This is a genomic window from Xenorhabdus sp. TS4, from assembly GCF_014467265.1.
GTDB lineage: Bacteria > Pseudomonadota > Gammaproteobacteria > Enterobacterales > Enterobacteriaceae > Xenorhabdus > Xenorhabdus ehlersii.
The window spans coordinates 105,058-122,607 of the sequence record NZ_NKHQ01000080.1 but is presented as its reverse complement, the minus strand read 5'-3'; the positions used below and the strand labels follow the sequence as shown (position 1 = coordinate 122,607).

Below are 17,550 nucleotides of genomic sequence, written 5' to 3'. Positions count from 1 at the left end.
ATAACGACACTGCAAGGTGCATTCAGGAAGATACTGGTCTCGTTTGAACCCTGATCCATGCCTCTTACCTCGAAAGAGGAAAAAGTCCGCTACAAATGATATCAGACATTTGGCGATTTGATAGTAATTATCATTACTATTTAATAAAAAAGTACCACTTAATGATGTTCCTTCGTTAATCGATCCTGATTTACCATCGCCAGCTCACCTTGAATTTTCGTCAAGTTGCGTGAATCTCTTTGGTAAAACCACCCCAAATCTTTTAACTTGCTAATCATTATTTGAACGATTCTATTTAGATACAGGCAGGAAATAACTTGGGGAATGATGCCATGACAGAAAAAAAACTAGAAACCTTATTAGTTAGTGCAGGGAGACAAAAAAGATATACGCAAAGTGCTGTTAACCCTCTGATTCAACGTACTTCATCTGTCATTTTCGATACTGTTGAAGACTTAAAACAAGCCTTGAAGAACCGTGCCAAGGGTGAATTATTTTATGGACGCCGTGGCACACTGACTCATTTTGCCTTCCAAGAAGCAATGTCTGAGCTGGAAGGCGGTGCTGGCTGTGCACTATATCCTTCCGGTACGGCAGCTATTACCCATTCAATTCTGGCATTTGTAAAAACTGGTGATCATGTTTTAATGACAGGTACGGCCTATGAACCCACACAGGAATTTTGCCATCACGTTCTGAAAAAAATGGAGATTTCCACCGATTATTTTGACCCCATGATCGGAGAAAACATTGCTTCTCTGATTCAACCCAATACCAAAGTTATCTTTCTTGAATCACCTGGCTCCCTAACGATGGAGGTTCAAGATATTCCTGCCATCGTGCGGGCTATTCGACAAGTCAATTCTGAGATTGTCATTATCATCGATAATACATGGGCGGCTGGCGTACTGTTCAAGGCCCTGGAGTTTGGCATCGATATTTCCATTCAATCTGCCACCAAATATATTATTGGCCATTCAGACGGAATGCTGGGGACAGCAGTTGCCAATGCACGATGTTGGGATCAGCTTAGAGAAGGATCTTACCTGCTAGGGCAAATTGCCGATCCCGATACGGTATATATGGCAAACCGAGGGCTGCGCACGTTAGCGGTTCGTTTAAAACAACACGAAGAAAACAGTATCAAAATTGCCAAATGGCTTGCACAGCGGCCGGAAGTTGCCGAAGTTTACCACCCTGCCCTGCCTTCTTGCCCAGGGCATCAGTTCTTTCAGCGCGATTTCACTGGCTCCTGTGGACTATTTTCTTTTCTCCTGAATATCCAACTTACACCTCAACAATTTGCTGATTATCTCGATAACCTGAGTCATTTTAAGATGGCCTTTTCGTGGGGAGGTTTTGAGTCATTGATTTTAGGCATTCAACCAGAAATGCTTCAACGACTGCGTCAATACCCTTCGCCACAAAAAACGGGCACCTTATTCCGTCTCCATATCGGGCTGGAAAATCCACAAGACTTGATTGATGATCTAGAAGCCGGTTTTGCTCGTTTGGCGACTCAGTAACTTTCACCTTTAAATTGTGGCTATCTCTTTACTCCGTATTTGCAGATGGCCACGGTTTCCCTGATGCTGAATCAAATCACCCCCTATCTCATCATTTTGCGGTACACTGAGGCAGATCTGTTTGTTAATTATTTTTACTCGCAAAAGTTACAGGATAAACAATGGAAACGTTAAGCGAGATCGTGCATGCACTCTGGCATCATGATTTTAACCAACTTGCCAATCCAGATGTCATCTGGGTTATTTATGGCGTTCTCTTTGTCACGCTAGTGTTGGAAAACGGGCTACTGCCAGCTGCCTTTTTGCCCGGCGATACTCTGCTGGTGCTTTCCGGTGCCTTAATTGCCAAAGGCGTCATGAGTTTCATCCCCACGGTAGTGCTGCTAACCATCGCGGCAAGCCTGGGTTGTTGGCTGGGTTATTTACAGGGGCGCTGGCTCGGCCATACCCGTATTGTCAAAAACTGGCTGGCTCAACTTCCCTTGCAATATCGCCAACGTGCCAATGTATTATTCTCTAAACACGGTTTGTCTGCCCTGCTTATCGGACGCTTTTTAGCGTTTGTTCGCACTCTCCTGCCAACATTTGCCGGTATTTCTGGCCTAAATAATAAACGCTTTCAATTTTTTAACTGGTTAAGTGGCTTCTTATGGGTCATTATTATCGTGGGTTTTGGTTATATTTTGAACCAGATCCCTTTCGTTAAAGCACATCAAGATATAGTCATGAATATTTTGGTGATTTTACCTGTCATTCTGTTGATCAGTGGGTTGTCCGCTTCTGTACTGATGTATTGGCGTCATAAGAAAAAAACAGCAAAGAAAAACAAATAACATGCTGAATAACTTCCCCTGAATGGAATGGACATAACGCTTATGCTGAATGGCATCCCAGGATGCCGATGTACTTCAGGATTGGGCAGGTTTACGGAGGGTTTAAAAGAAAAACGAATCAATAAAGTTATCCACGCCACCCGGCGGTTTTTTTGAAAGTCTGGGCGTAAAAGTCCACCTCTCTGATGACCAGCTTGATGGCAGTTCTGTCCCAGCCATGATCAAAAAATTCCAAACCTAAAGGAGGTAATAATGGGTCAACAGACAATTATTAAACTCGCTGATGAGAATCACATGCCACAATTGGGGCTTGGCGTTTGGAAAGCGAGTAATGAACAGGTTGTTGAGTCTCTCCATACCGCATTAGAAGTCGGTTATCGCTCCATTGATACAGCAGCAATTTTTCATAACGAAGAAGGGGTGGGAAAAGCCTTAAAGGAAACTGATATCCCACGCGAAGAAATTTTCATCACCACCAAACTTTGGAATGATCGCCACCTGGATGCTCGGGCGGCATTACAAGAAAGCCTGGACAAACTACAGTTAGATTATGTTGATCTCTATCTCATCCAGTGGCCAGTGCCCGAACAGGATCATTATGTTGATGCATGGAAGCAACTGATTAAACTGAAAGAAGCTGGCCTGACTCGCAGTATTGGAGTGTGTAATTTTCATATCGAGCATTTACAAAAAATAATCCAGGAAACAGGTGTCGTTCCTGTAATCAACCAAATTGAATTGCATCCTCTGCTGCAACAGCGACAACTTCACTCATGGAATGCTACCCATCATATTACAACCGAATCCTGGAGCCCGTTATCACGGGGGGGAAAAGGCGTTTTTAATTCTTCATTGGTTGAACGTCTGGCACTTAAATACGGTAAGACGCCAGCGCAAATTGTCATTCGTTGGCATCTTGAATGCGGCATGATTACCATTCCTAAATCAGTTACACCTGCCCGTATTAAAGAAAATTTTGATGTATTTGATTTCAGACTGGAAAAAGAAGACTTAACAGCGATGGCTGAACTGGACATCGGGAAGCGAATAGGGCCAAATCCCGATACTTACAATCAATTCTAGTTAGTAAAATCATCCTCTATAGATTCATCTATCCATTCCAACAGGCCTGAACGCTGTTCTTCAGCAGGGTTCAGGTCATGTACTTGAATAGAATTCTTCCATAAAACACTATAATTTATCTAACAAATCAAAAATATTAATAATAACTATGTTTACTATTTATGTATGAACTATGTTATAGACTTACTTCACAGCGCTAAATAACAGGCATATTAAATAGATAATTGAAACACACTGCATGTTTATGACAGCGTTCAATCTATCTACTTACATCAACGTTCCAAATAAAAACTTAAGGAAATGATAATGGTTTATGTAGTTATTTCTTTATTAATGCTTATCCCTTTTTTCTTCACCTTAAAATGGTTCCTGCTGTCACACCGGATCCACCACAACGCAGCGGGGATCTTACTTGCAATCGCAGCTATGGCCTTTCATATGTATATCTTTCGTTTTAACAATATTCCGATTGTGCATATTAATGTTGCCCATCGGCCGATTGTGTTTTATGGCGCAGTAATGATTGCACTTCTACACGGCGTCCTCTATTCCATTTGTTTCAAGCGGTATTATGGAAAGCACATTGATAATGAGGAAAGTCATCCGCACAATAACTAACGGTAATGTCACATTATCTTTGGTTATCATCATCTTGCACTTTACTTTCTGTTTCATCAGAAGGTTTGGTATTGGCAGTCAGCAGATAAGGGGATTGTTGCCAGCGACTAGGAGACAGTTTTAGCAAGTTATGAGCCAGAATAAATCCAATCGCCAAAGATAGCAGGAGCATTATCCTGAGTAAGTTCGTTGTGTTATCGACCTGCTTAGCCTCAGTTGCCAATCGATGCGTATCCAGTGTCAGGCGAAGAAAACCTTTTGGATGATTTTTTCCTGGTATTGGCACAACAATTTGTTGGTTGAAATAACTACTGGATTTTTTGCCTTCCAACGATAATCGTTCACGAACAGAAATCGGTTCACCACTTCGTGCTATCTGTGTGCCATTCTCCAGATAGACACTGGCATCCAAAATGCGGCTATTGCTAGTCAAATAATCTAAGTTAGCGACAATCTTTTTATTATTAAGATCTTTGCTACCATTCTCCATATAATCAGACAAGCTGAATGCGACCTGTTTCGCCAATGTTTTCGCCAGATCTTCAAATTGATCCATATGCGCCTGTTGTTGAGAACGGCTGAAATAGGAAACTCCCTGCATCAGCAGTACTAGCAGTGCTATACATATTAATATAATCGCCGTCTTGTGCAGTCTAATTTTTAGCTTGGCTTTTATCATAGTTATCTCATCCCATGTTCAGAAAGCACATGTTGCCAGATGCGGTAATGATAGGATAGTTTGAAAAGCGTTTTTTGCCTGCACCAAATTATATGGAATTACAGGAGTCAATGTTCATGTCTAATAATCTGGCCTATCGCTACTTACCGGATGAGATCCATAAATGGCCCGGATTACCCCTATCCCTCAGTGGTGATGAAGTCATGCCACTGGATTACCGGGCAGGAGATAGCGGCTGGTTGCTGTATGGACGTGGTTTGGATAAACAACGTATCAGCGAGTTCCAGCACCGATTGGGCGCTGCCATTGTGGTGGTCTCTTCATGGCGGATCGATGATTATCAGGTTGTCCGTATTGCCGGTAGCCTTTCGCCTCGCATTAAACGGCAGGCAGATGAGTGTCGTTTGGATGTCGTTCCCTTGGGGCAGATCCCTCGCCTCCGCTCACCAGGCTTATTGGTGATGGATATGGATTCTACCGCTATCCAGATTGAATGCATTGATGAAATTGCCCGCCTGGCCGGAGTTGGTGATAAAGTGGCGGAAATCACAGAACGGGCAATGCAAGGCGAACTGGATTTTTCAGAAAGTCTGCGCGAGCGAGTTGCTCAGTTGGCAGGCGCCGATGCATCAATCTTGCAGCAAGTGATGGAAACACTTCCGCTTATGCCAGGGCTAACCAGTCTGGTTCGCAAGTTACAATCATTGGATTGGCATGTCGCGATTGCCTCCGGTGGTTTTACTTTCTTTGCCGATAATCTTCGCCAGCAGCTACGCCTTTTTGATGCAGTTGCCAATCAACTGGAGATAAAAAATGGCAAACTGACCGGTAAGGTCAAAGGGCCGATTGTCGATGCAAAATACAAGGCAACCACTCTGATAAGATTGGCAAAAGCACTGGATATTCCTCTGAGCCAAACCGTCGCTATTGGGGATGGCGCCAATGATCTGAAAATGATCCGTAAGGCAGGATTGGGGATCGCCTATCATGCTAAGCCAAAAGTTTACACCCAGGCCAAAGTTGCTATCCGCCATGCAGATTTAATGGGCGTCCTGTGTGTGTTGAGCGGTGGTTTGAAACACGAAGAACGCTAATGCCCACAGGCAAAAGTCATTACATTAAGGGAGTCCAAAGTGGCAAAAGCAGCAAAACGGGCATTTGTCTGTAACGAGTGTGGTGCGGATTATCCCCGTTGGCAGGGGCAATGTACCGCATGTCACGCATGGAATACCATTACGGAAGTGCGTTTAGCCGCAGCTTCATCATCCCGTAATGAACGTCTCAGTGGCTATGCCGGGAACGCTGGTATTAGTAAAGTGCAGAAACTCTCTGATATCAGTCTGGAAGAACTGCCCCGTTTTTCAACGGGGTTTAAAGAATTTGACCGTGTTCTCGGTGGTGGTGTGGTTCCCGGCAGTGCCATTTTGATTGGCGGTAACCCCGGTGCAGGGAAAAGTACCCTGCTTTTACAAACCATGTGCCAACTATCAACCCAGATGAAAACCCTGTATGTAACAGGGGAAGAATCATTGCAACAAGTGGCGATGCGAGCTCAGCGGTTGGGTTTGCCGACAGATCAACTGAATATGCTATCGGAAACCAGCATTGAGCAGATTTGTCTGATTGCAGAGCAAGAACAACCTAAACTTATGGTGATTGACTCAATTCAGGTCATGCACATGGCTGATATACAATCGTCACCAGGCAGTGTTGCACAAGTCAGGGAAACCGCAGCCTACCTGACACGATTTGCCAAAACCCGTGGTGTTGCCATTATCATGGTTGGACATGTGACAAAAGATGGCACATTGGCTGGCCCCAAGGTGCTCGAGCACTGTATAGACTGTTCCGTCATGCTGGATGGTGAAACTGATTCGCGTTTCCGCACTCTGCGCAGCCATAAAAACCGCTTTGGTGCCATTAATGAGCTAGGTGTATTCGCAATGACCGAACAGGGGTTACGGGAAGTCAGTAATCCTTCCGCCATTTTCCTGAGTCGTGGCGATGAAATTACCTCAGGTAGTTCGGTCATGATTGTCTGGGAAGGTACTCGTCCTCTACTCGTTGAAATTCAGGCATTAGTAGATCACTCTATGATGTCAAACCCACGCCGCGTAGCAGTGGGGCTTGAACAAAACAGGCTGGCTATTCTGCTTGCAGTCCTGCATCGGCATGGCGGTTTGCAAATGGCTGATCAAGATGTTTTTGTGAACGTCGTAGGTGGGGTAAAAGTAACGGAAACGAGTGCTGATCTGGCGTTATTACTCTCTTTAGTTTCCAGTTTCCGCGACCGGCCTCTGCCCCGTGATCTGGTGGTATTTGGCGAAGTGGGATTAGCAGGAGAAATTCGTCCCGTTCCCAGTGGACAAGAACGCATTTCAGAAGCCGCTAAACACGGTTTTAAACGGGCCATTGTTCCCCATGCTAACATGCCGAAAAAATCACTGCTCGGTATGAAAGTATTTGGCGTCAAAAAGCTGGCCGATGCGTTATCTGTTCTGGATGATCTGGATTAAGAAACAATCTGTTATTCTTTTTAGATCTATATAACCAATAGATTTCAAGTTACTGCTTGAAATCTATTAAACGGCAATCTAAGTATTTTTCCTAATTTGTCAGAATATTTTCCCACCTACCATCACATATCAAACGAGGCGGATAATAGAATTTTGGGTAAATATTTTATTCATTCTACTTAAATAAAAAATCAAATAGTTAATCACTATATTATTTAAATTTTTTCTATTCTTACCACAGGTTGGTATTTATTAATGACAGATGCTGGTTAAATCTAAATCACAAATGGTTATGCAAATATTTATATAACGAGTAAAACCAAACAATCTGTTCAATAATCATTGAACAAACGCTATTGTCATTCTTCTTGATTTTTTAACTATAAATTTAGCATCTGGTTATTTTATTTAAAATAAATAGCCGATTATGCAATTTTAAATACTTATTATAGTCAAGATAACGTCATTTAATCCCAAAAAATCAATAAACAACCAATTTTATTTTTACCTTTCACAACAAACATGCTACCTTGTTTAGTATACTAAACACAGAGGAGGTCTTATGGCGCAATTTGACTATTTGAAACAGGCGATCAAACAGGCAGGTTACACATTACAGCAGGTTGCTGATGCCAGCGGAATGACCAAAGGCTATCTAAGCCAACTTATTAATGCCAAAATAAAAAGTCCCAGTGCACTGAAACTAGCTTCTCTTCATCAATATCTAGGATTAGCATATCCCATGGAAAAGAAAACAGTCGGAGTTGTGTTTGGTAAATTTTACCCATTACATACTGGACACATTTATTTGATCCAACGAGCATCCAGTCAAGTTGATGAGTTACATGTTGTTCTTTGTTATGACGAAGCGCGTGATCATGAGTTATTCATCAACAGTTCAATGTCTCAACAACCTACTGTAAGTGACCGTCTGAGATGGTTGCTGCAAACATTCAAGTATCAGAAAAGTATTCATATTCATGCAATTGATGAACAAGGAATGGAACCTTACCCGAATGGCTGGGAAGCGTGGAGTCAAAGTGTTAAGTCGTTTCTGGCAGCAAAAAGCATCAATCCTAATTATATCTATTCCAGCGAAGCACAGGATGTCCCTCGTTATAAAGAATATTTCGGCGTTGAAACTGTGCTTATCGACCCACAACGCTCATTCATGAATATTAGTGGTAGCCAAATCCGTCAGGCGCCTTTCCGTTACTGGGAATATATTCCTACAGAAGTAAAGCCATTTTTTGTACGCACAGTGGCTATTCTTGGCGGAGAATCGAGCGGAAAATCGACATTAGTGAATAAGCTGGCCAACATGTTTAACACGACCAGCGCATGGGAATATGGGCGCGAATACGTATTTTCCCATCTGGGAGGCGATGAAATGGCTTTACAATACTCAGATTACGATAAAATTGCATTAGGTCATGCTCAATACATTGATTTTTCTGTTAAATATGCCAATAAGGTTGCGTTTATCGATACTGATTTTGTAACAACGCAGGCATTTTGCAAACGCTATGAAGGAAAAGAACATCCTTTTGTTCAGGCGATGATTGATGAATATCGTTTTGATTTAGTTATTCTTTTAGAAAACAACACACCGTGGATTGCAGATGGTTTAAGAAGTTTGGGCAGCGAGCGAGATCGCAAAGAGTTTCAACATTTGCTTGAAAGTTTGTTGAAAACAAATAATATCGATTATATCTGTGTCAATTCACCGGATTATGATCAACGTTTTCTATGCTGCGTTGAATTAGTTCAACAGATGTTAATGGAATAACTAACCTTTATATATAAAATAGATTACACTTATATTATTATCACGGTTAATTGATAGTAATTTATTATTCAGTGTAATCTTTATCTTATTATTATTACCCTAACTTAACAATGAATTAAATGTTTACTTTGGTTATTTTAACAAATGTAATAAAATAAATTGTGATAATAATATTTTTTGATACTTTAATTTTACTGTTTTGACTTGAATTACAGGAAAATAAGTCATTTAATGAACAGGTCTATTGGTTTATTTATATAAAATTTATTAGTTACTAACAAACCCACAAATATTCTAGGTGTTTTTATCAATAACGGAGGTAATAACAAGTAACATTAAAATATTAACGAAATATAAAATGACTTTTTCCCTTATTATAAAAGTGGAATAAAAATAGAAGAATTTATGCTATTTTTATTTTTTCATTGTTGCCTTAAGCATAATTCACTAATATTTTTGATTTTTTATTCCAAGACTAAGAAACATCTCATTTATTAGATAGTCATTGTAAATAATAATTGACATAAGATGAGTATATCCTTGGTGAAGATGTTTCGCATATAGACTATTTTTATTCGTATAATACCATAAGGATATCAGTGTTATTACGAATGAATTTAGACAGCATATGTTTAAGGAAAAAGCTTTAATCTTTTAACCTAATTGTGTTGAGAATATGAACTTGAATCAATTTAAATCGATTGAGGTTATCAATATTTCATATGGTTTAACTGATGCTACAGTTAATCATGAAATGATTTCAAATATCACATTTTCTATTATACCAGGTGAAATTACTTTGATAACAGGGCCGAAGGCATCGACTAACCGCACAGTGTTGTCGATTGCATCGGGTATGTTACAACCAGATCAAGGAGATGTATTAATTAATAATAACAAGTTGAAACTAATGAATGATGTGGAATTAGGAAAGTTTCATCATGAAAATAGTGGGTTTATTTTCCAAGATTTCAATTTATTTAGTGAACTCACTCTCTTAGATAATTTGTTATTATCAACGTCTTATGGATTGTCACTTGCTCGCGAGCAAGCCGAAAAAATCGCGCAAAAATCGCTGGATATTGTGAAATTAGGCGATAAAAGCCGTTATTATCCAGGGGAACTGTCTGAAAACGAGAAACAATTGGCAGCAATGGCGAAAGCCATAGTCAGAAGACCTGAATATTTATTTGCAGATGACCCAACACGCAATTTAGATCATCAGGCATTTCAGACGTTCATTAATATCGTTAAATTTATTGCCCATGAACAGAAAGGTACGGTTGTCATTGCCTCCCAGGATAGACGCCTGATGAAACATGTTGATAGCGTTATCACTTTAGCAAGTGGAAAAGCAACTAAGACTTATGAATCCATACTGGAACAACGAGTTTTAGTGTCATAATAGTTTGGCAATAACAACAAGTTAGTTACCAGCAACAAAAAACGGCCTGATATCAGGCCGTTTTTTCTATCAGGTTTATTTTCTGGCAGGCTTACTTGCTGATCTTTTTATATTTAATGCGGTGAGGCTCCAGTGCTTCCGCCCCCATAGTCCGCTTCTTATAATCTTCGTATTCGCTGAAGTTTCCTTCAAAGAAGGTGACTTTACCTTCATCCTGATAATCAATGATGTGTGTTGCGATACGGTCAAGGAACCAACGGTCATGGGAAATAACCATCGCACAGCCTGGGAATTCCAGCAAGGCGTTTTCCAATGCACGTAAAGTTGCGACGTCTAAATCGTTGGTCGGTTCGTCAAGTAGTAACATGTTGCCGCCAACTTGCAACAGTTTAGCTAAATGCAGACGACCACGCTCACCACCAGACAATTCACCAACACGCTTGCCTTGATCTACGCCTTTGAAGTTAAAGCGACCAACATAGGCACGGCTCGGAATTTCAAAGTTGCCAATACGCATAATGTCTTGACCGCCAGAAACCTCTTCCCAAACGGTTTTGCTGTCATCCATGCTATCGCGGAACTGCTCCACAGAAGCCAATTTAACCGTTTCACCCAGTGTAATTGAGCCAGAATCTGGCTGCTCCTGACCGGACAACATACGGAACAGCGTTGATTTACCCGCACCGTTCGGACCGATGATCCCAACAATCGCCCCTTTCGGCAGAGAGAAATTCAAGTTGTCGATCAGTACGCGATCACCATAAGACTTGGTTAGATTGGTGACTTCCAGCACCTTGTCCCCCAAACGTGGACCAGGCGGAATAAACAATTCGCTGGTTTCATTACGCTTCTGGTAGTCAACGCTACTCAGTTCTTCAAAGCGAGCTAAACGTGCCTTGCCTTTTGCCTGACGTCCTTTCGGATTTTGGCGGATCCACTCAAGTTCTTTTTCAATGGATTTACGGCGAGCCGCTTCTGACGCAGCTTCCTGTGCCAGACGTGCATCTTTTTGTTCCAGCCATGAAGAGTAGTTGCCTTCCCACGGAATACCTTCACCACGGTCAAGTTCCAAGATCCAACCAGCAACGTTATCGAGGAAGTAACGGTCATGGGTGATCGCAACCACTGTGCCTTCGTAATCATGCAGGAAGCGCTCCAGCCATGCAACAGACTCAGCATCAAGGTGGTTAGTGGGTTCGTCAAGCAGCAGCATGTCTGGTTTTTCCAATAACAGACGGCAAATTGCCACACGACGGCGTTCACCACCGGACAAGTGTTCAATCTTCGCCTCCCATGCAGGCAGACGTAGAGCATCAGCCGCTCGCTCAAGCTGATTGTCCAGATTGTGTCCATCGTGGGATTGGATAATCGCTTCCAGCTCACCTTGCTCTTTTGCCAGCTTATCGAAATCCGCATCCGGATCAGCATAAGCAGCATAAACTTCATCAAGGCGAGTCAGAGCATTTTTAACTTCGCTAACAGCTTCTTCCACCGCTTCACGAACAGTATGTTCAGGATTAAGCTTAGGTTCCTGCGGCAGATAGCCGATTTTAATACCCGGTTGTGGACGCGCTTCTCCCTCAATATCTTTATCAATACCCGCCATAATGCGCAGTAAAGTAGATTTACCGGCACCATTGAGGCCGAGAACACCGATTTTTGCTCCAGGGAAAAAACTCAGAGAAATATTTTTCAGAATATGCCTTTTAGGAGGAACAACTTTTCCCACCCGATGCATACTATAAACATATTGAGCCAATGTAGTTTACCTTTTGATTAATCAAGAAATTTTAAAAAACGTCTGCGTTTATCGAGTTTGGATGGCTTATTTTACCTATCCTCTTATCAAATAGCACTTTTTCAGCGTTTTCTATTTGGTATGACAATTGTAATAATTCACATCAATAATATGATTATAATTACATAGCATCTTAACAATTCACTTGGACAGCGCACCTGAGCAAAGCATTTAAATACAGGGCAATTGGACACTGATAGTAGTCTTCCGAAGGGGTATGTGGCAATGAGTAAGTGGCAGCATTTCGTCATGGCTGTAAGTCTGGTTTCTGTTGTTGCTGGAGCGGCACATGCTGATTCTCTGAATGCCCAACGTCAACGATATCAAGAAATAAAACAGGCATGGGATACCAAAAATATGGCGGAAGTGACGCGTCTGATGCCAATGCTGAAAAATTACCCGCTGTATCCTTATCTCGAATATCGTCAATTATCTCAGGATCTGGCAACTACCACTCCTCAGCAAGTTCAGCACTTTATTAATACTCACCCTACCTTGCCACCAGCACGTTCGCTGGCATCTCGATTTATCAGTGTACTGGCAAACAATGGTGATTGGAGTGGCATCCTGGCATTCAGTCCCAACCCGCCAAATACAGTGGCAGAACGCTGTGATTATTACTTTGCACAATGGGCCACAGGACACCAACAAGTCGCCTGGCAAGGTGCCCAAGAAATTTGGCTCAATGGCAACTCATTACCTGCTAGTTGCGATAAACTACTCACTGCCTGGGATCAGGCTGGATACCTGTCTGCACATTTAATTTTGCAGCGTATCGAATTGGCGATGAAAGCCAATAACACCACACTTGTTACCTATCTTGCCAAACGCTTGCCATTGCGTTATCAAAGCTTGAGTACGAATTTACTGAAGCTGCAACATGATCCAACGTTAATTGAACAAGTTGCCACAACTGCCACACCAACCGACTTCACCCGCTCAGTTATCATAACGAACTTCTCCCGATTTGCCCGCATAAATGCTGAACTTGCCAGAGTAAGCATCCCTACACTTGTCCGCTCTCAAAAGATGAATGACGCCGAACGACAACAATTAAAAGATATCGTCGCATGGCAATTGATGGGAGACATTACACCAGAGCAGGCAAAATGGCGGGATGATACCATTCACGATTCACACTCTATCAAATTGATTGAGAGACGTGCTCGCTTAGCATTGAGGGATGGCGATCATTCTGGGCTTGAAAGATGGATTTCGTTGTTGCCGCAAAAAACGTTGCAACAAGATGAGTGGCAATATTGGAGAGCTATTATTCTGCTCAATCAAAGGAAAAGCGCAGAAGGCAACGCGATATTACGTAAACTGACCGAACATCGTGGTTTTTATCCCATGGTGGCCGCCCAGAAATTACATATTTCTTATCCTCTGACCATCAATAAATCAGAGAGACCCGATCGTTCCATTGCCAATATGCCAGCAATTAAACGTATCCGGGAATTGCTGTATTGGAATATGGATAATTTGGCACGCTCAGAATGGCTCCTCCTGGTTTCTTCGCAAGATCGCGTGAAACAAGAACAGTTGGCTCGTTATGCATTTGAGCAGCGCTGGCCCGCATTCAGTGTACAAGCTACCATTGCGGGAAAAATGTGGGATCACCTTGAAGAGCGTTTCCCGATGGCGTGGCAAAACGAATTTGCAAACTTCACATCAGATAAAAATATTTCACAAAGTTATGCAATGGCAATTGCCCGTCAGGAAAGTGCCTGGGACCCACAGGCCCGTTCTTCCAAAGGAGCCAGTGGATTAATGCAGATCATGCCCAAAACCGCCGAACATACCGTGAAGAGTGAGAAAATTCAGGGTTATGTCAGCAGCAATCAATTAATGAACCCGATTACTAATATTAAAATTGGCACCGCTTATCTGGAGTCAGTCTATCAGCGTTTTGACAATAACCGTATTCTTGCCAGTGCCGCTTATAATGCCGGCCCTGCAAATGTTGAGCGTTGGTTAGCTAACACCGCTGGGAACATCGATCCCATCGCCTTTATTGAGAGCATTCCTTTTGCGGAAACACGTTCTTATGTCAAAAATGTTCTTGCCTACGACATGTTCTACCATAATTTTATGGGGAAAATGCCCAATGTGCTGACAAATGCGGAATGGCAAAGACGTTATTAATTTAAGATAAATATGATATGCTACTGTACTAGTTGAATAGTATGGCGGTTAATTATGGCACAAAATCATTTGATTGATCCGGCGCTTTCCCCGGAAGATGGTGATGACTGGCTCACTTTTGTTGAGTTGTTAAAAATAGCATTTGAACAAAATTTGCAACATTCTATTTTGCAGCTATTATTGACTCCCGATGAACGTACCGCTTTATCAACTCGGGTTCGGATTATTCAGGAATTGATGCGTGGTCAAATGAACCAGCGCGAACTGAAAAATGAGCTAGGCGTTGGTATTGCGACAATTACACGTGGTTCCAATAGCTTAAAGAACGCACCGGCTCATGTTAAGAAATGGCTGGAAAATCAGTTAATAACTGATTGACAATAACCACGATAAAATAACAAATTAGATAATGCAGCGGGGGCCGTCCAATCGCGCCCCCAAACAACGATGTACCGTTAAGATTAGTTATTCGACTCTTTGTAAATTTCATGATGAATAGGCACCAGAGCCAGTATCAGAGCTTGATGATAAACGCTGGTACGCGTCAGAATACCATTGGTAAAAAAGCCAATCGCACCACCTTTCTGCTTGATATTATCGACGCCAGTGACATCCGCCATTTCATGGCCAAGTTCGCGTCCTTTACGAATGCCTTCCAGAACTTTTTCTGGCAACATCAGGCTAGCAGAACGCGATTCTCCCCGAATTTGTTTATGTTCAACGACCATCCAGGCAAACGTCATATCATCTTCAATTCCTGCTTCAACTCCAACCCAGAAATCAGCTTCAGGCCGGACCTGGCGAGCAGCCATAACTCGATGACGAGCACCTGTACGAGTCTCAGTATTACCAATGGGTTGTTGAGGTACGCTACTGTCTACATTAACATCTTCTATGTGGTAAGTGCCTGGGCCAAAAACATCATCGAATGCAAGGCTAATCGCTTTTATCTTCGCAGGGTTAGTTGTTGCTGCAATAACGTGGTACATATAAATAAATTATCCTTTGAATTATTTCATGATGCAGTATAACGGAAAATAACTATGTTACAGGTCTATCTTGTTCGTCATGGCGAAACCGAATGGAATGTGGCTCGTCGTATTCAGGGGCAATCTGACAGTCCTTTGACTGAAACGGGTCAGCGCCAAGCTCACTTGGTCGCGCAGAGAATTAAATCAGAAAACATTACCCATGTTATCACCAGTGACCTTGGTCGGACACGCCAAACAGCAGAAATCATCGCGAGAGCCTGTGGCTGTGACGTCATACTGGAACCACGCCTGCGAGAGTTAAATATGGGCGTTCTGGAAAATCGCGAACTAACTTCCCTCACACCAGAAGAAGAATCTTGGCGTAAAAGTCTTGTTGATGGTACACCAAATGGACGGATCCCAGAAGGTGAATCGATGCATGAAGTATCTACCCGTATGCGGGCCGCACTGGAAAATTGCCTTAACCTGCCTACGGGTAGCCGTCCACTTTTGGTCAGTCATGGAATAGCACTCGTCGGTTTGATCTGCTCTATTCTGGGCCTTCCCGCTAACTCAGAACGCCGCCTACGGTTGAGAAACTGTTCCATCTCACGGGTGGATTATCAGGATAGCCCGTGGCTGGCCCCAGGTTGGATAGTTGAAACAACGGGCGATATCACTCATCTGGATATGCCCGCCTTGGATGAATTACAAGGTTAACGTTCAATTGGGATGAGATACTCAAATTCCACAACATGATTTTGTGTCTCATCCCCAAGATTTTTCCATTCAAGATTAGTGAGGTAATATCGCTCGACATCGTATCCCTTTCTGCGAGTTATGTTTAGTGTAGGCAAACAGACACCATAAACGGTAAAGAGAAACTCTTGTAACTGCTCTTTATCACCAAAATAACTGAATGAAATATAATCTCCACTCGGCAAGGCGACTGGACGGCTATCTTTGGTATCAAAGGTAGCATATTCTGGTTCTATGGCTGTGGTATAGAACACTGTCTGTTCATCTTCACTTTCCATACAAGGGGTCGTATGGTGTAGTCCATAAAGTCTCGGTGGTAATATTTCCGCATCTTGTAGATAGTTAATCCAAAACTCATGACGCATATTCTTGCAATCTTCTGACCACTGCTCAAGCGTGTAACTGCAAGTGTGCTCAGTACCGATAAGTGACTTCTCTTCCAACGTGACAAATTTGTGCTCTGGCAAAGGTTTGTTATCCAGCAAGATAGGAGGACATATTCCTTTTGCGCACCACTCTTCGCTGCGACGATAGGCTGCTGGCGTTCGGTCAAACTGTTTTTTGAAAGCTCTTGTGAAAGTTTGTTGAGAATCAAAGCGATATTGCAAGGCAATGTCCAAGATAGGACGGCTGGTTAAACGTAATGCAACGGCGGCTCTGGATAATCTTCTCGCACGGATATAAGAACCTATTGCCTGGCCTGTTACCTCCTTGAACATGCGCTGCAAGTGCCATTTGGAGTAACCTGCTTTTGCTGCAACGTTATCAAGAGACAATGGACGATCCAGATTATTATCCACCCAATGCAGCAAGTCTCGAATGATGTTGGTTTGATCCATACATCTCCCTCAGTCATTAAGACAAAAAGAAAATCATATAAATGTAAAACAACTTATTAGTTTGAAAACTAAAAGTTTTTTCCTAAAAAAGATATTGTGTAGTTTGATAAATAATCAACACCTATACTTTTCCCCAAATAAACCTAGATGACAATTTCCCTGAGTGTTGTTGCAGTACACCTATCCCAGTAATTGATTACCAATATTTACTATAACTATTAGTTAGTTATTCTTTAGGTACAATATGCCAAGATGATTCCATTAGGCATATTGATTGTTACATTGATGTTATCAATAAACCCTCAATGAATTAAACAAGTTTTCACTTGGAATAAATTAATAGCAGAATCGGTAATATGTCAAGCATTGTCTTGATAAATAAGTCAATGATATGAATTATAAGAGAAAATATATCTACTACTGATGTGCTGGATGTTGACCTAATTCCAATGGCATAAATTTTTAAAGACCATTACTTACTCGTCTTGGGTGCATATTCAGCTATAATGCCCTGATTTTCCATCACAGACACATTCACATTGGAAATGATTTAATTAAATTTATTGCGTTACATTATATGTGAATGATA

The 17,550-nt window shown here is 42.0% G+C and carries 15 protein-coding genes; 11 read left to right on the top strand and 4 right to left on the bottom strand.

What is annotated here, in order from left to right; genetic code table 11:
- The first annotated feature begins 332 nt into the window (after nucleotides 1-332).
- The 4 genes from metC (at nucleotide 333) to Xets_RS17060 (ending at nucleotide 4,060) form a co-directional block, all read left to right on the top strand.
- On the top strand, nucleotides 333-1,526 hold the full coding sequence (gene metC / locus Xets_RS17075; protein ID WP_187652182.1) for a cystathionine beta-lyase: 1,194 nt from the start codon (nucleotides 333-335) through the stop codon (nucleotides 1,524-1,526).
- Nucleotides 1,527-1,687: 161 nt separating this feature from the next.
- Complete coding sequence (locus Xets_RS17070) at nucleotides 1,688-2,359, top strand: DedA family protein (protein WP_099132701.1); 672 nt, start codon at nucleotides 1,688-1,690, stop codon at nucleotides 2,357-2,359.
- Nucleotides 2,360-2,611: 252 nt separating this feature from the next.
- On the top strand, nucleotides 2,612-3,442 hold the full coding sequence (gene dkgA / locus Xets_RS17065) for a 2,5-didehydrogluconate reductase DkgA (RefSeq protein ID WP_099132702.1): 831 nt from the start codon (nucleotides 2,612-2,614) through the stop codon (nucleotides 3,440-3,442).
- A gap of 306 nt (nucleotides 3,443-3,748) precedes the next feature.
- Nucleotides 3,749-4,060: a hypothetical protein gene (locus Xets_RS17060; RefSeq protein ID WP_099132703.1), complete on the top strand. Its 312-nt coding sequence runs from the start codon at nucleotides 3,749-3,751 to the stop codon at nucleotides 4,058-4,060.
- A gap of 13 nt (nucleotides 4,061-4,073) precedes the next feature.
- Here Xets_RS17060 and Xets_RS17055 read toward each other — a convergent pair whose 3' ends face one another.
- On the bottom strand, nucleotides 4,074-4,739 hold the full coding sequence (locus Xets_RS17055) for a YtjB family periplasmic protein (protein ID WP_187652181.1): 666 nt from the start codon (nucleotides 4,737-4,739) through the stop codon (nucleotides 4,074-4,076).
- 116 nt (nucleotides 4,740-4,855) lie between these two features.
- Between Xets_RS17055 and serB the strand changes: the two genes are divergently transcribed.
- The 4 genes from serB to Xets_RS17035 all read left to right on the top strand — a co-directional run bounded on the left by serB (nucleotide 4,856) and on the right by Xets_RS17035 (nucleotide 10,449).
- A complete protein-coding gene (serB, locus tag Xets_RS17050; protein WP_099132704.1) occupies nucleotides 4,856-5,833 on the top strand; it encodes a phosphoserine phosphatase in 978 nt (325 codons plus the stop codon).
- Between the two features lie 39 nt (nucleotides 5,834-5,872).
- Nucleotides 5,873-7,255: a DNA repair protein RadA gene (gene radA / locus Xets_RS17045; RefSeq protein WP_187652180.1), complete on the top strand. Its 1,383-nt coding sequence runs from the start codon at nucleotides 5,873-5,875 to the stop codon at nucleotides 7,253-7,255.
- 562 nt (nucleotides 7,256-7,817) lie between these two features.
- Nucleotides 7,818-9,044 (top strand): multifunctional transcriptional regulator/nicotinamide-nucleotide adenylyltransferase/ribosylnicotinamide kinase NadR, encoded by a 1,227-nt coding sequence (nadR, locus tag Xets_RS17040; protein ID WP_187652179.1) that lies wholly within the window; start codon nucleotides 7,818-7,820, stop codon nucleotides 9,042-9,044.
- A gap of 676 nt (nucleotides 9,045-9,720) precedes the next feature.
- The gene (locus tag Xets_RS17035; protein ID WP_099132707.1) at nucleotides 9,721-10,449 is read left to right on the top strand and encodes an ATP-binding cassette domain-containing protein; all 729 of its coding nucleotides are present in this window, start codon (nucleotides 9,721-9,723) and stop codon (nucleotides 10,447-10,449) included.
- Between the two features lie 91 nt (nucleotides 10,450-10,540).
- On the opposite strand, the gene ettA is transcribed toward Xets_RS17035, so the two are convergent.
- Complete coding sequence (gene ettA, locus Xets_RS17030) at nucleotides 10,541-12,208, bottom strand: energy-dependent translational throttle protein EttA (RefSeq protein ID WP_187652178.1); 1,668 nt, start codon at nucleotides 12,206-12,208, stop codon at nucleotides 10,541-10,543.
- Nucleotides 12,209-12,472: 264 nt separating this feature from the next.
- On the opposite strand from ettA, the gene sltY reads away from it, so the two are divergent.
- Nucleotides 12,473-14,392, top strand: coding sequence for a murein transglycosylase (gene sltY, locus Xets_RS17025; protein WP_099132709.1), 1,920 nt, complete (start codon nucleotides 12,473-12,475; stop codon nucleotides 14,390-14,392).
- Nucleotides 14,393-14,446: 54 nt separating this feature from the next.
- Nucleotides 14,447-14,770, top strand: coding sequence for a trp operon repressor (gene trpR, locus Xets_RS17020; protein ID WP_099132710.1), 324 nt, complete (start codon nucleotides 14,447-14,449; stop codon nucleotides 14,768-14,770).
- An 83-nt stretch (nucleotides 14,771-14,853) separates the two neighbouring features.
- Here the strand turns inward: trpR and yjjX are convergent, their stop codons facing one another.
- On the bottom strand, nucleotides 14,854-15,381 hold the full coding sequence (yjjX, locus tag Xets_RS17015; protein ID WP_099132711.1) for an inosine/xanthosine triphosphatase: 528 nt from the start codon (nucleotides 15,379-15,381) through the stop codon (nucleotides 14,854-14,856).
- 54 nt (nucleotides 15,382-15,435) lie between these two features.
- Between yjjX and gpmB the strand changes: the two genes are divergently transcribed.
- Complete coding sequence (gpmB, locus tag Xets_RS17010; RefSeq protein ID WP_099132712.1) at nucleotides 15,436-16,083, top strand: 2,3-diphosphoglycerate-dependent phosphoglycerate mutase GpmB; 648 nt, start codon at nucleotides 15,436-15,438, stop codon at nucleotides 16,081-16,083.
- Here the strand turns inward: gpmB and robA are convergent.
- A complete protein-coding gene (robA, locus tag Xets_RS17005) occupies nucleotides 16,080-16,961 on the bottom strand; it encodes an MDR efflux pump AcrAB transcriptional activator RobA (protein ID WP_099132713.1) in 882 nt (293 codons plus the stop codon). The genes gpmB and robA overlap by 4 nt on opposite strands.
- Nucleotides 16,962-17,550 lie beyond the last annotated feature (589 nt).